Source organism: Flavobacterium daemonense (assembly GCF_007341385.1).
Taxonomy (GTDB): Bacteria; Bacteroidota; Bacteroidia; order Flavobacteriales; family Flavobacteriaceae; genus Flavobacterium; species Flavobacterium daemonense.
Map to the genome: position 1 here is coordinate 291,334 of NZ_VJYD01000005.1, position 13,441 is coordinate 304,774.

Consider the following 13,441-nt stretch of genomic DNA (forward strand, 5'->3'; position numbering starts at 1 on the left):
TTTCATGTTTACAGCAGCTGATTTTATTCCAAATACATATACTTCAACAGTCGAGAACGGAAGCTTTGAATGGAGCACTCCGAGCAATATTGCATTAGTGAAATATTGGGGGAAAAAAGACAACCAGATTCCAGCAAATCCATCGGTAAGTTTTACACTGAATAATTGTAAAACGGTTACGAAATTAGGGTTTGAAAAAAGAGACGCTTCTCCCGAAGCCTCGGGACCGCTCAGCGTGACAAATGGTTTTTCTTTTGATTTACTTTTTGAAGGAAAACCAAAAGAAGATTTCAAACCAAAAATCCAAAAGTTTTTAGAACGAGTTGAAGTTTATCTGCCATTTTTAAAAGAGTATCATTTTACGATTGATACGCAAAATACATTTCCGCACAGTTCCGGAATTGCTTCTTCGGCGTCTGGAATGGCAGCTTTGGCGATGAATTTTATGAGTTTGGAAAAATTGCTGAATCCTGAAATGACAGAGGAATATTTCTATCAAAAAGCGTCATTTTTAGCACGTTTAGGTTCAGGAAGTGCCTGTCGTAGCGTAAAAGGAAATGTTGTAGTTTGGGGAAGTCAAGCAAATATTAAAGGAAGCACCGATTTGTTTGGAGTTGAATTTCCATATGCAATTCATGAAAATTTCAAGAATTATCAAGACACTATTTTATTAGTTGATAAAGGCGAAAAGCAAGTTTCGAGTACGGTTGGCCATGATTTAATGCACAATCATCCTTATGCTGAAAGACGTTTTGCTCAAGCACATGAAAATCTAGATAAATTAATTTCTATTTTCAAAAATGGAGATCTTGAAGAATTCATTAAAGTTGTCGAAAGTGAAGCTTTGACTTTGCACGCCATGATGATGACATCGATGCCGTATTTTATTTTAATGAAACCAAACACACTGCAAATTATAAATGCAATTTGGAAATTTAGAACTGAAACCCAAATTCCTGTGTGTTTTACGCTTGATGCCGGAGCCAATGTACATGTGCTTTATCCCGAAAACGTTACTGAAAAAGTATTGCAATTTATTCAAGGCGAATTAGTTGTATTTTGTCAGAATCGTCAGTACATTTGCGACAAAATTGGAGAAGGCGCAATTGCATTGTAATTTTGCGTATCTTTAATTAAAATTTTGATTATGGACATTCAATTAGAAAAACGCGAAGTGATGAATATTCTGGAAAGCACAGATGATATTTCAATCATTTTGGCTGTCAAAAAATTGTTAACCAAAAAGAAAAAAGATTGGTGGGATGATTTGACTGATGCTCAAAAAGAAGAAATTGAAGAAGGTGAAAGACAAATTGAGCGTGGTGAATTTATTGAGTATGAAGAAATGATGAAAAAATTTCGTTAATGAAAAGAACAATAGTCTTTTCAAAAATTGCTGAGAAAAATTTATCTGAATTATTTGAATACTTAGAAGGTCGATGGTCTGAAAGAATAAAAAATAAGTTTATATCAAATCTGGACAAAGTAATTTATCTAATCCAAATTGAACCTGAAATTTTCCCTAAATCGGAATTAAATAAAAGATATCGAAAATGTGTTTTGACAAAACAAACAACATTGTTTTATAAGTTCAATAGCAAACGAGTTGAAATAATTACGTTTTTCGACACAAGACAAGACCCAAATAAAATAAAAAAAGACATAAAATAAATCATGAAAGGACCTTTATTTTACTCAAAAATATTACTCTTTGGAGAATACGGAATCATCCGCGACTCTAAAGGACTTTCTATTCCTTATAATTTTTACAATGGTGCATTGAAAAAGTCTGAAGAACCTTCGGCAGAAGCAATCGCATCAAACAAAAGCTTAAAAAGCTTTGCTTCTTATCTTGAAGTTTTACAATCTCAACAACCTGAATTGGTTACTTTTGACTTAGAAACTTTAAAAAATGATGTTGAAACCGGAATGTATTTTGATTCTAGTATTCCGCAAGGATATGGAGTTGGAAGCAGCGGTGCCCTTGTAGCGGCTATTTATGATAAATATGCTAACAACAAAATCACTGTTTTAGAAAACCTAACACGCGAAAAACTGTTACAGCTTAAAAATATATTTTCTAACATGGAAAGCTTTTTCCACGGAAAAAGTTCTGGCTTAGACCCGTTAAACAGTTATTTGAGCATCCCGATCTTAATTAATTCTAAAGATAACATTGAAGCAACCGGAATTCCAACTCAAAGTTTTGACGGAAAAGGTGCTGTATTTTTGTTGGACTCTGGTATTGTTGGTGAAACCGCTCCAATGGTTAATATTTTCATGGAAAACCTGAAAGACAAAGGTTTCCGCACTATGCTTAAAAACCAATTTGTTAAGTATACTGACGCATGCGTAGAAAACTTTTTGCATGGCGACATGAAATCTTTATTTACCAATACTAAAAAGCTTTCTAAAGTTGTGTTAAACAATTTCAAACCTATGATTCCAGAACAATTCCACGGAATCTGGCAGCACGGAATTGATACTAACGATTATTATCTAAAACTTTGCGGTTCTGGCGGAGGCGGTTATATCCTTGGTTTCACTGAAGATTTAGAACGTGCAAAAGTTTCTCTAAAAGATTATAAACTAGAAGTAGTTTATCAATTCTAAAACATAATCTCTTAAAAAAGCTACGCTATTTGAATACATTTTTCTAAAAATTTAATCCTAAAAAATTATTGCATATGAAAAGTATATTAAAAATTATCAAAGCAACTTTTTTAGGAGGAATCCTGTTTTTAGTACCGCTTGTTGTTCTGCTTGTTGTTTTGGAAAAAGGATATGGTATTGTTCAAAAAACCACACTTCCTATTGCAAATAATTTCCCAAAAGTAAATGTATTAGGAGTTGCAATTCAAGAACTTATTGGGATATTGATTATTATTCTTATTTGTTTATTTGCAGGATTGTTGGCAAGAACGATGGTGGCAAAAAGACTAGTTCAAAAGTTAGAAGACGGCGTTTTGAGTTTTGTTCCGGGGTATTCGTTTATGAAAAGCATGAATGAAAACATTTTAGGAATAGAATCGAATGACGACTTAAAAGTGATCTTAGTTCCTACGGATGCCGGCTTGCAATTTGCTTTTTTAATTGAACAAATAAGCGAAGAGAAATTTACAGTCTTTATTCCGGATGCGCCAAATCCTTGGAGCGGATCTGTGGTTTTTGTCGATAAAAAAGATATTCAGGATATTGATATTACGCAAAAACAAGCTTTGGCCTGCATTCGAAAATTAGGTTTTGGATCTGGCGAATTGTTAAAAAACAAACTCTAGATTTTCAGAATCAAAAAATATCCTTTAACTTCCCAAATCTAATCTATCACAATTTATAATTTATGTTAAGCAGACAGCACAAACTTGTAGTAATGAAAATTGTCAGTTTGTTTTCTGTGGTACGCGGTTATAACATTCCCATTATTGTTTTAGCACAATATTTATCGGCCATTTTTATTTTGGCTCCTGAGAAAAGAGCACTTGATATTCTGTTGGATTTTTATTTGTTTTTGATTGTTTTTGCGTCAGCGATTACAATTGCTTCGGGTTACATTATCAATAATTTTTACGACAGTCAGAAGGACTTGATCAACAGGCCAAACAAATCAATGCTGGATCGTTTGGTTAGTCAGAAAACAAAACTGACCGTTTATTTTTCTTTAAATTTTCTTGCCGTTTTAATGGCGTCAATTGTTTCTTGGCGTGCTTTTTTATTCTTTTCTGGTTATATTTTCCTGATTTGGTTTTATTCTCATAAAATTAAAAAGTATGCAATTATTGGCAATTTGATGGCCGCACTTATGGCTGTAATTCCGTTTTTTGCCATTTTACTGTATTTCTATAACAAGATTTCGTTTGAAGAAATTGAAGATCATATGAGTCATTTTATGGTTATTTCGGCACATGCGGTGTTTCTGTTTTTGTTACTATTTATTCGGGAAATGATAAAAGATCTTGAAAACTTGAAAGGTGATTTAGCCAACAATTATCAAACGATTCCAATACTATATGGAGAAAAAGTTTCAAAACAGGTTATCACGGTTCTTACTTTTTTAACGGTAATTCCGGTTTATATTTTAGTCAATATTTATGATGTTGGCTATATGGATATTTACTTTTACGTATGTTTTGGCGTGTTGCTTTTTTTCTTGATTTTTCTGTGGAAAGCAAATTCGAAAGAACAATTTTTAATGCTTCATAATGTTTTGAAGTTTTTGATTGTTTCGGGTGTTTTCTGCATTGTTTTGATTAATCCGAGCGTTTTGTGGCATGGGAAGAATTTAATTTCGCGATTCTAGGCTAAATGGCACACGGATGACGCAGATTTAGGCAGATTTAAGCTGATCTCTTTTTTACTTAGTGTAAATAAAATTCTAATTAGTTGTCTCACAGAGATTCGCTAAGAATTTCACAGAGACACGCGGAGATTTTATTTTAGAACTTTGTGAATCTCTGCGATAACTTTGTGAATCTCTGTGAAATAATGCTATTCCAAATGTTCAAAAGAAGCCAATTGTTTGAAACTAGCCCCGATTGAGGCGATATCCTTGTGTAGTTTACGGAACAAGATAAAGCCGAAAGCGGGAAAGCATGCCTAAAAAAAAGCCAATTGTATTGCTCCTGAAACCCTTAAAAACGATTGCTATTAATCTAAGGACAATGAACTTAAGATTATTTGGCTAGAAAAAACTATCTTTGCACAAATTACAGAATTTATGAACAATAAGGAAGGCAATAATAAAAGAGGCGGATCGAGACCAAACAGCTCAAGATCAAACTCAAGCAAGCCAAAACCTCCTATGGCTAAGCGCGCTCAAGGGCCAAAAAAAGTGAAGCCTGAAGTTAAAGCAGCTCAGGAAGCAGCAGCTGAAAAATTTAGAAAACAAAATCAGCCGGCGAAGAGACAAAAAGCTTCAGATGAAATTCGTTTGAACAAATACATCTCAAATTCGGGTGTTTGCTCACGCCGCGACGCTGACATATATATTCAGTCTGGAAACGTTAAAGTAAATGGCGTTCCGGTTACTGAAATGGGTTATTTAGTAAAGTTAAATGATGTTGTAAACTTTGACGGCGTTGTGTTGACGCCAGAAAAGAAAGAATACATTTTATTAAACAAACCTAAAAACTTTACAACTGCACTTGACGAAGGACAGGAATACCGCAACGTTCTAGAACTTGTTCGTGGTTCTACCAATTCAAAAATTGCTCCTGTTGGCAGAATGGACAAGAATACAACGGGATTATTGCTGTTCACTAATGATACAGACATGATTCGCAAGTTTACTTTGCCGAACCAGAAATCATCAAAAATTTATCAGGTTTCTTTAGACAAGAACTTAAAATTTGAGGATTTGGAAAAAATCAGCAAAGGCTTAGTTATTGACGGACACCGTGTGTTTGTTGAAGAAGTTAGCTATATTGAAAAAGAAGCAAAAAGCGAAGTTGGCCTTAAACTGAAATCATCTAATGTAAAAGTTGTTCGTTCAATTTTCGAACATTTTGATTATGATGTATTGCGAATTGACCGCGTTTCGTTTGCTGGTTTAACTAAGAAGAATCTGCCTAGAGGAAACTGGCGTTTTCTGACAGACCAAGAAATTATCAATTTGAAAAACTCTTAAGTTTCTCAAATTAGATTAAATATCGATCCTGTTTTGCTTTTTGTAAGACGGGATTTTTTTTTTAGAAACTGAAAAAGTTATGTCCGAAAAGTGTGAAAATAGATCTTCCGATGTTTTGGTTTTTGTCTTCAACCGTTTCGTAACATGTAAATCCTAAGATGATTTTAATTCCTGGCTGGATGCTGTTCAGGATTTCTCTTTTTTGTTCTTCAAGAAGTAATTTTAGGCTGTCTAAAAGCTGGATATTATTTTTAAGATAAGAGACAACAAGCAGGGCAGAGAAATTTAGTATTTCGCGGGCAGTTTCACTTTTAATCCCGACTTCGTTTGAAATCATTTCAGAAATTCTGCCTTTTTTATTGGTGAAGATTTCTTTTAGGATGGCGTTTCCTTCAATGCGGTAACAGTCGTCGACTGATAGAATTCGGCCTGAAGCAAAATCAACTTCTTGATAAAATGTCGAATCGTCTTCAATTAATTTTACGACTTCTTTGTAAAATCCTAATTCTTCGGCTTTGTTGTATAGACCCATTAAAATTGTGCCTATTGAAACATCAATTCCCTTGATTAAAAGTGCATCATTCTCGAAATAAAACTTGTTTAGCTTGGAAACAACATTAGAAGAAATAAAACGTCTAAGTTCAATTTGTAGGTTTGGGGTCATACTCATAACTTATAAAATAATTATTTATAATTGTTTAAAATAATCGATAAAGTGAGGCTTTTTATCGTTTATCAGGATAAAAATATAAAATATTTTAACATTTCCAAAAAATAAGTTAGGAATATACGTACCCGAATTACAGCCCTTTAACAAAAAAAAACGCAAAGGCCAGTAAACATAATGCTTTTGTTATCAAAAGAAAATAAAAATATTTTTTGAAAAGTTTTGATTTTTTTTCAAAACAAATAAATAGTAAGAAAAATCTTGAGTACTTTTACATAATTAAAATAAAATGTTTCGATATTCCCATGTGATGGTCAAAAAAATACCAAGAAAAATAATACAAAACATAAAATTAATGAAACTTGAAGCGAGAAATCCGAGCAATGATCCTGTTGCTGCTTTTAGTGCTCTTTGATGGTTTTTTGAATCGTAAATAAGTTCTCCTAAAAATGCACCAACAAATGGCCCAATGATAACTCCAAAAGGTATTGGAGCCAAAATGCCAACTATTAATCCAATGTTTGTCCCCCAAACTCCATAAGAACTTCCGCCAAATTTTTTAGTTCCTTTTGACGGAATCACATAATCCAAAATCGTGATAATAATCGTAATTAAGAATGTTATACCCAGAACCCAATAGTTGTTATCGACTGCTTTTGTGAGATATAAAAACAACAACCCAACCCAACAGCTTGATAGTCCAGGCAAAATTGGCAAAAAACTGCCTAAAACCCCGATAATCATACATATAAAACCGAGCAACAACAATAGTAAATCCATATATTTTTTGTAAATTGTATTTGCAGATCCAATAAAAAATAAGCTATGTCAAAATTTTTGAAAATATTTGCATCCCTGTTTCTGGCGTTTTCGATAAATTCGAATTTATTTGCCCAGACTCCAAAACTTTCTATAGATGACTTGCTTCTTCAAGACAGCATTTATAAAAGTAATAAGAAAAAAGTATTAAATTTTTCACTTAAAGAATTTGACGCGCTTTTTCTTGAATTTTTTAATCGTAAACAAGATCCTGAAGTTCTTTTTACAAAAACGGAATTTTATACTTATACCGTTCAAATTGCAACATTTTCGGATCGGCTTGCTGCTCTATATCCTGACCAAAAGGAAGTTGCTGCACAAAGCAAACAAGATTGGCTTTCAGAAAGCTATGAAGATTATTTAGAATACAAAGGTTCTCAAAAAAAATAATTGTATTTTTATACCACAATATCACTTTAGTAAACTCAACCTCAAAATCTTGAAGCAGTTTTCCATTTTTTTAGTTTTTCTATGTTTTAATTCTTGTCAATATTTTGAGAAGAAGGTTCCGTCTGAAAAAGAATTACTTCAAAAAGAGCTAAAAACAATCAACTGGAAAGAAGTTGACGAATATCCAAGCGTTGCTGAATGCGAAACAATTACCGACGAAAAACAACGCCAGAAATGCTTTTTTGAAGTTATGGCACAGCTTGTACAGCAAAAATTAGATGTTGACAGCTTATCTATTTTATATCCTGAACTCGATACAATTGAAGTAAAAGTTACCGTTTTCCCAAATTCGAAAATGAAATTTGAACCTCAGTTTCCAAAAGACTCTGTTGCTTATGATACTGTTAAAGTCGATAGTATTCTACATGCACGTTTAGTCGATTTTCCAAAAGTAAATCCTGCCATAAAACGCGGAATTCCGGTAAAAACGCAGTTTATTTTGCCTGTTATTATTAAGGCGAAAAACGAAAAATAAATCGATTCATCTCAATCTTGTCATTCCGAGGAACGAGGAATCTCCGTTGCTGAATCGACAAAGATTGGCTTTACTTTGTAGAGTTTCTTGCAGAGATTTCTCGTTCTTCGGAATGATAAAATTCTGGTTATCATTTACCAAACCTTCTGTCTTTCCATTCATAAGAACCAAACAAACTGTACAAAGCGACTGCTGAACTGAAAAAAGGATACAACAAACTGCTCAATAAAAGACTTTTGATTCTGGTATTTGCTAAAAATTTATTAGTGATTGAAAGCAAAGCAAAGTCAATTAAAAACTTAAAAAAAGCAAACAAAACAAAAATTGGATACGACCAAATTCCGAACAATAAAAAGAAAAATCCAATAACGAAACTCAAATTTTCAAAGAAAACTAGTATTCCCAACAACTTTCCGAAACGACTTTTATACGAACTTGTTTTCGCCGCCCAACGCACTCTTTGGTAAAATAATGCTTTCCAGTTTTCAGTTGGTTTTGTAACAACAGTTGCTTCTTTGGCTTTTAAATACTGAACTTCATTTGGAAATTTTTCAATGGCTTTCTGCAATAAAAAAACATCATCACCGCTGGCTATTTTATCATTTCCATCAAAACCGTTTAAATTTTCAAACAACGATTTTTTATAGGCGAAATTCGCTCCGTTGCACATAAAACCTTTATTTATTCCGAAACTTCCAATTGTTGCACCTTGTAGACTCGTTAAATCCAATTGCTGAAAATGGTCCAAAAATGAATTTCTGCATTCGTACGCAACAGCGCCCGCAAGCATTGAAACTTTGCTTTCTTGGATATAATTATCAAAAGTCAAAAGCCAGTTTTCAGGAACCAAACAATCTGCATCGGTAGTAATTACCCAATCGGTTTTTACATGTTGCATTGCAGTTGTAATGGCATCTTTTTTAGGGGAATTTGAAACTCGAATGTTGTCAATAATTGATAATTGATAATTAACAATTGATAATTGAAATTTTTCATTTGAATTATCATCTACTAAAATGACTTCAAATAAATCTTGTGGATAATTTAGTTTTGAAAAACTTTCTAAGAGAATTGGCAAATTTTCTTCTTCATTTCTGAAAGGAACAATAATCGTAAAACTCGTTTGTGGTTTTAAATCTTTTTTTTGATAGTTTTTAACTTTAAAAAATCCATAAATAAGCAAAGAAATGCTAAACATATAAATTGCTAATATGGAGAATAAAGTAAAAATCATTCTGTTGTTTTGGTTTTAAAATTCAGTACAAAATAACTTCCTAAAACTACCGGCAACACAACATTTAAAAACCACATTAAAGTGCTTATAAAAATGACAATCCATTCGTTTACACCTAAAATTCCGAAGAAATAAATCGCTACACTTCCTTTTACTGCAAAATCTAAAAACTGAAATGTTGGCAAAGAAGAAGCTAAAAAGTAAACCGAAGTTATCGCTGCCATTAAAGTCAAATACGGCAAATCGACATCAAAAGCTAAAAACAAAAAGTAATATTGATGTGAAAAAACCAAATAACGGCAAATTCCTAAAAAGATATTTTTTTGATGAACTGATTTCGGAATTTCATTGATTTTATGAATCAATTTTTCAATCGAATATCCTTTTACTTTTATTTTTTTGATTGAAAATAAAAGAATCAGAATCAGTACAAATCCGCCAAAAAGAATCAGAACTGTTTTTGTTGTTATGACATTAAATTGTGCGTTGAAATACAGCAATCCGAAAATCCCAAAAATGATCGTTAAAATCATCTGGATTCCGTTGCAAATCAAGTTTAAGAAAACTACTTTTTTTGCTTCCGATTTTGGATAATACAAAGCCTTTCCTGCGTACTCTCCTACTCCGTTTGGCGTGAAAATTCCGGCGGTCAAAGCTGCTAAAACTTGTTTTGTAGATTCATAAACCGAGATTTTATGAATAACCTGCGCAAGATTCTGCCATTTCAAAATTTCAAAATACCGATTCAAAACACTCAAAAGCAATATAAACGAAATCCCTAAAACCGACTGATTTTTTCGGAATAAAACAATAAACTTTTGCCAGTCTAATTTGTCATTGTTTGCCAGCTGATTGTAAATAAAATAAAATGCGCCGCCAACAATTAAAAGTTTGGCCAGAAGAACTAGGAATTGCTTAGCTTTGTGAGGAATTGAAATCATGCCGCAAAAGTAACTCAATTTGACAATGTGGCAATAGAAATGTGCCAATTTGAAAATTAGAAAATGAGTTAATTTTCTAAACTTGAAACCTCGAACTTGAAACAAAAACTTTGACAAAAGAACGCATCATATTAGGTATTGACCCTGGAACCACAATTATGGGTTTTGGGTTGATTAAAGTCACCAATAAAAAAATGGAGTTTTTGCAGTTGAACGAATTGCAATTGTCCAAATACGATAATCATTACCAAAAACTAAAAATCATTTTTGAAAGAACGATCGAATTAATCGAAACGCATTGTCCTGACGAAATCGCGATTGAAGCGCCTTTCTTTGGCAAAAACGTTCAATCGATGCTAAAATTAGGACGCGCGCAAGGTGTTGCAATGGCAGCAGGACTTTCAAGAGGCATTCCGATTACGGAATACGAACCTAAAAAAATAAAAATGGCGATTACCGGAAATGGAAATGCCAGCAAAGAACAAGTTGCCAAAATGCTACAACAGCTTTTGGGTTTAAAAGAATTACCAAAAAATCTTGACTCAACAGATGGTTTGGCTGCAGCGGTTTGTCATCATTTTAATTCAGGAAAAGTTGTGGCTGGAAAAAGCTATTCCGGTTGGGATGCTTTTGTGAAACAAAACGAGGATCGAGTTAAGAAGTAGTGTTCAGTGGTCAGTTTTTTAGTGGTCAGTGCTAAAAAAGCTGAATGCTGAACACTAAAATCCTTAACACTGAACACTAAAATCTGAATACTAAAACCCTGACCACTGAACACTAAATATGAGCGGTATCTACATCCATATTCCTTTTTGCAAGCAGGCTTGCCATTACTGCGACTTTCATTTTTCTACTTCGATGAAAAAGAAAGACGATATGGTTTTGGCTTTGGCTAAAGAAATTGCTATGCGCAAAACCGAAAGTGATGGTGAAATTGAAACTATTTATTTTGGTGGCGGAACCCCTTCTGTTTTATCAAATGATGAAATAAACTTTTTAATTTCTGAAGTTTATAAAAATTATAAAGTTGTCGAAAATCCTGAAATTACGCTTGAAGCAAATCCAGATGATTTATCTGCGGAACGAATTTTGGAATTATCTAAAAGTCCGATAAATCGTTTAAGCATCGGAATTCAATCTTTTTATGAAGAAGATTTGAAGATGATGAATCGTGCGCATAATTCGGCGGAAGCCAAAAAATGCCTTGAAGAAGCGACAAAATACTTCGATAATATTTCGCTGGATTTGATTTACGGAATTCCGGGAATGAGCGATGAAATGTGGAGACAGAATATTCAGACTGCTTTGGATTTCGGCATTCCGCATATTTCAAGTTATGCTTTGACAGTTGAACCAAAAACGGCTTTGAGCAAATTAATTCAGACCGGAAAAATTGCTGCACCTCAAGATGAAGTGGCTTCAAATCATTTTATGATTCTGGTCGAAATGCTTCAAAAAAACGGTTTTATTCATTACGAATTATCGAATTTTGGAAAAGAGAATTATTTCTCCAAAAACAATTCGGCTTATTGGCTAGGCAAGAAATATATCGGAATTGGACCATCTGCACATAGTTATGATGGTGAAAAAAGAGGTTGGAATATTGCAAACAATTCGCTTTACATAAAATCAATTCAAAACAACGAACTTCCAATCGAAACGGAAACGCTGACAATTTCAGATCGTTATAACGAATATATTATGACGGGTTTGCGAACGATTTGGGGTGTTTCTTTAAACAGAATTGAAAATGAATTTGGTTCGGAATATCTGGATTATCTGAAAAAACAATCTCAAAAATTCTTAAACGACGATTTACTTTCAATTGAAAATAACATTCTAAAACCAACTCCAAAAGGAAAATTTTTAACGGATGGAATTGCTTCAGATTTATTTTTTTTAGATTCCGAGGTTTAACCGCAAAGCACGCTAAGGTTTACGCAAGGGACGCTATTTTGTTTTTGTAAGAATAAATTTATATTTCAAAAACTTATATATTATATTTGAATTTAAATATTAATTTATGTCAGAGAATGATTTATCCCGAATTGTGTTTCATTCAGCTTTGAAAGTTCATCAAGCTTTAGGTCCAGGTCTTTTAGAAAATGCTTATGAAGAATGCCTATTTTATGAATTAAGAAAACTTGGTTTGTCAATTGAAAAGCAAAAAGCTTTACCTCTCATTTATGAAGAAGTGAAATTAGATGTTGGTTATCGATTAGATATTTTAGTAGAAAATAAATTAATTTTGGAAATAAAAGCGGTCGATTGTTTAAATGAAGTTCATTTTGCTCAACTATTGACTTACTTAAAACTAACAAATTGCAAACTAGGGTTATTAATAAATTTTAATGTTGCACTATTAAAACATGGAGTTAAAAGAATAGTAAACAATCTTTAATAAAATCCTAGCGACCTTTGCGTAAACCTTAGCGAACCTTGCGGTTAAATTATGATAGCAAAAATCAACAACTTCGAAATTGACTTATCAAAACCCATTGATATATCCATTCCATTAACCAATACCGACGAAAATCCAATTGCGTGGTATATCGAAAAGCCAGTAATCGAACCTGTAGTTTTTGGCGACTGGATTGGGAAAGTTTCCGAAGGAAAATCATCTACAAATTTCAATAATATTTTCTTCAATCCGCATGGACATGGAACGCACACGGAATGTTTGGGACATATTACGAATAATTTTTACAGCATCAATCAATCACTAAAACAGTTTTTCTTTTTTGCTAAATTGATTACAGTTGAACCTGAGAAAATTGGGGAGGATTTTGTCATTACGAAAGAACAAATTTTGACTTTAATAAATGACAAAACAGAAGCTTTAATTATCAGAACACTTCCAAATTCAAAAGAAAAAAAATCAAGAAAATATTCGAATACCAATCCGCCCTATTTGTCTGAAGAGGCTGCGATTTTCATCCGTGAAAGCGAAATTCAGCATTTATTGATCGATTTGCCAAGTGTTGACAAAGAACATGACGAAGGAAAATTATTGGCTCATAAAGCGTTTTGGAATGTAAAAGACACGCACAAACTGAACTCTGACGCTAGATTTAATGCCACAATTACTGAAATGATTTATATTGCAGCCGAAATTGAAGATGGAAATTATATACTAAATCTTCAAATTGCTTCGTTTGAAAATGATGCTAGCCCAAGCAAACCTTTATTATATAAAATTGCAGATTTTAGATTGTAGATTTTAGATTATTCT

Annotated in this window: 17 protein-coding genes; 13 read left to right on the forward strand and 4 right to left on the reverse strand. The window is 32.9% G+C overall.

All coding sequences use genetic code 11. The annotated features are described in order from the left end of the window. Positions 1–4 precede the first annotated feature (4 nt). The 7 genes from FND99_RS09145 (at position 5) to FND99_RS09175 (ending at position 5,623) form a co-directional block, all read left to right on the forward strand. Positions 5–1,117 carry a diphosphomevalonate/mevalonate 3,5-bisphosphate decarboxylase family protein gene (locus tag FND99_RS09145; RefSeq protein ID WP_144337670.1) on the forward strand — a complete coding sequence of 371 codons (1,113 nt, stop codon included), beginning with the start codon at positions 5–7 and terminating at the stop codon, positions 1,115–1,117. A 30-nt stretch (positions 1,118–1,147) separates the two neighbouring features. After that, positions 1,148–1,366 carry a hypothetical protein gene (locus FND99_RS09150; protein WP_144337672.1) on the forward strand — a complete coding sequence of 73 codons (219 nt, stop codon included), beginning with the start codon at positions 1,148–1,150 and terminating at the stop codon, positions 1,364–1,366. Beyond that, the gene (locus FND99_RS09155) at positions 1,366–1,671 is read left to right on the forward strand and encodes a type II toxin-antitoxin system RelE/ParE family toxin (protein WP_144337673.1); all 306 of its coding nucleotides are present in this window, start codon (positions 1,366–1,368) and stop codon (positions 1,669–1,671) included. Before FND99_RS09150 ends, FND99_RS09155 begins: the two co-directional genes overlap by 1 nt. Positions 1,672–1,674: 3 nt before the next feature. Next, entirely contained in the window at positions 1,675–2,613 is a 939-nt protein-coding gene (locus FND99_RS09160; protein ID WP_144337675.1) for a mevalonate kinase family protein, read from the forward strand. Positions 2,614–2,687: 74 nt separating this feature from the next. Next, the gene (locus FND99_RS09165) at positions 2,688–3,278 is read left to right on the forward strand and encodes a DUF502 domain-containing protein (RefSeq protein ID WP_144337676.1); all 591 of its coding nucleotides are present in this window, start codon (positions 2,688–2,690) and stop codon (positions 3,276–3,278) included. A 62-nt stretch (positions 3,279–3,340) separates the two neighbouring features. Further along, positions 3,341–4,297 carry a geranylgeranylglycerol-phosphate geranylgeranyltransferase gene (locus tag FND99_RS09170; protein WP_144337678.1) on the forward strand — a complete coding sequence of 319 codons (957 nt, stop codon included), beginning with the start codon at positions 3,341–3,343 and terminating at the stop codon, positions 4,295–4,297. Between the two features lie 417 nt (positions 4,298–4,714). Further along, complete coding sequence (locus FND99_RS09175) at positions 4,715–5,623, forward strand: pseudouridine synthase (RefSeq protein WP_144337680.1); 909 nt, start codon at positions 4,715–4,717, stop codon at positions 5,621–5,623. Between the two features lie 61 nt (positions 5,624–5,684). Here the strand turns inward: FND99_RS09175 and FND99_RS09180 are convergent, their stop codons facing one another. Together FND99_RS09180 and FND99_RS09185 are read right to left on the reverse strand one after the other, a co-directional pair. Continuing rightward, a complete protein-coding gene (locus FND99_RS09180) occupies positions 5,685–6,287 on the reverse strand; it encodes a DUF937 domain-containing protein (protein ID WP_144337682.1) in 603 nt (200 codons plus the stop codon). 282 nt (positions 6,288–6,569) lie between these two features. After that, a complete protein-coding gene (locus FND99_RS09185) occupies positions 6,570–7,070 on the reverse strand; it encodes a DUF456 domain-containing protein (RefSeq protein ID WP_144337684.1) in 501 nt (166 codons plus the stop codon). Positions 7,071–7,115: 45 nt separating this feature from the next. On the opposite strand from FND99_RS09185, the gene FND99_RS09190 reads away from it, so the two are divergent. Then, positions 7,116–7,499, forward strand: coding sequence for a hypothetical protein (locus FND99_RS09190; RefSeq protein WP_144337686.1), 384 nt, complete (start codon positions 7,116–7,118; stop codon positions 7,497–7,499). A gap of 49 nt (positions 7,500–7,548) precedes the next feature. Beyond that, positions 7,549–8,034: a hypothetical protein gene (locus FND99_RS09195; RefSeq protein WP_144337687.1), complete on the forward strand. Its 486-nt coding sequence runs from the start codon at positions 7,549–7,551 to the stop codon at positions 8,032–8,034. A gap of 130 nt (positions 8,035–8,164) precedes the next feature. On the opposite strand, the gene FND99_RS09200 is transcribed toward FND99_RS09195, so the two are convergent. Together FND99_RS09200 and FND99_RS09205 are read right to left on the reverse strand one after the other, a co-directional pair. Then, positions 8,165–9,268 (reverse strand): glycosyltransferase family 2 protein, encoded by a 1,104-nt coding sequence (locus FND99_RS09200; protein WP_144337688.1) that lies wholly within the window; start codon positions 9,266–9,268, stop codon positions 8,165–8,167. Continuing rightward, the gene (locus FND99_RS09205) at positions 9,265–10,209 is read right to left on the reverse strand and encodes a lysylphosphatidylglycerol synthase transmembrane domain-containing protein (RefSeq protein WP_144337689.1); all 945 of its coding nucleotides are present in this window, start codon (positions 10,207–10,209) and stop codon (positions 9,265–9,267) included. The genes FND99_RS09200 and FND99_RS09205 overlap by 4 nt, the downstream gene beginning before the upstream one ends. A 110-nt stretch (positions 10,210–10,319) precedes the next feature. Between FND99_RS09205 and ruvC the strand changes: the two genes are divergently transcribed. The 4 genes from ruvC (at position 10,320) to FND99_RS09225 (ending at position 13,426) form a co-directional block, all read left to right on the forward strand. Next, a complete protein-coding gene (gene ruvC / locus FND99_RS09210) occupies positions 10,320–10,874 on the forward strand; it encodes a crossover junction endodeoxyribonuclease RuvC (RefSeq protein WP_026726898.1) in 555 nt (184 codons plus the stop codon). Positions 10,875–10,992: 118 nt separating this feature from the next. Beyond that, complete coding sequence (gene hemW / locus FND99_RS09215; RefSeq protein WP_144337690.1) at positions 10,993–12,126, forward strand: radical SAM family heme chaperone HemW; 1,134 nt, start codon at positions 10,993–10,995, stop codon at positions 12,124–12,126. A 106-nt stretch (positions 12,127–12,232) separates the two neighbouring features. Continuing rightward, positions 12,233–12,610 carry a GxxExxY protein gene (locus FND99_RS09220; protein WP_144337691.1) on the forward strand — a complete coding sequence of 126 codons (378 nt, stop codon included), beginning with the start codon at positions 12,233–12,235 and terminating at the stop codon, positions 12,608–12,610. Positions 12,611–12,661: 51 nt separating this feature from the next. After that, the gene (locus FND99_RS09225) at positions 12,662–13,426 is read left to right on the forward strand and encodes a cyclase family protein (protein WP_144337692.1); all 765 of its coding nucleotides are present in this window, start codon (positions 12,662–12,664) and stop codon (positions 13,424–13,426) included. The last annotated feature ends 15 nt before the right edge of the window (positions 13,427–13,441 follow it).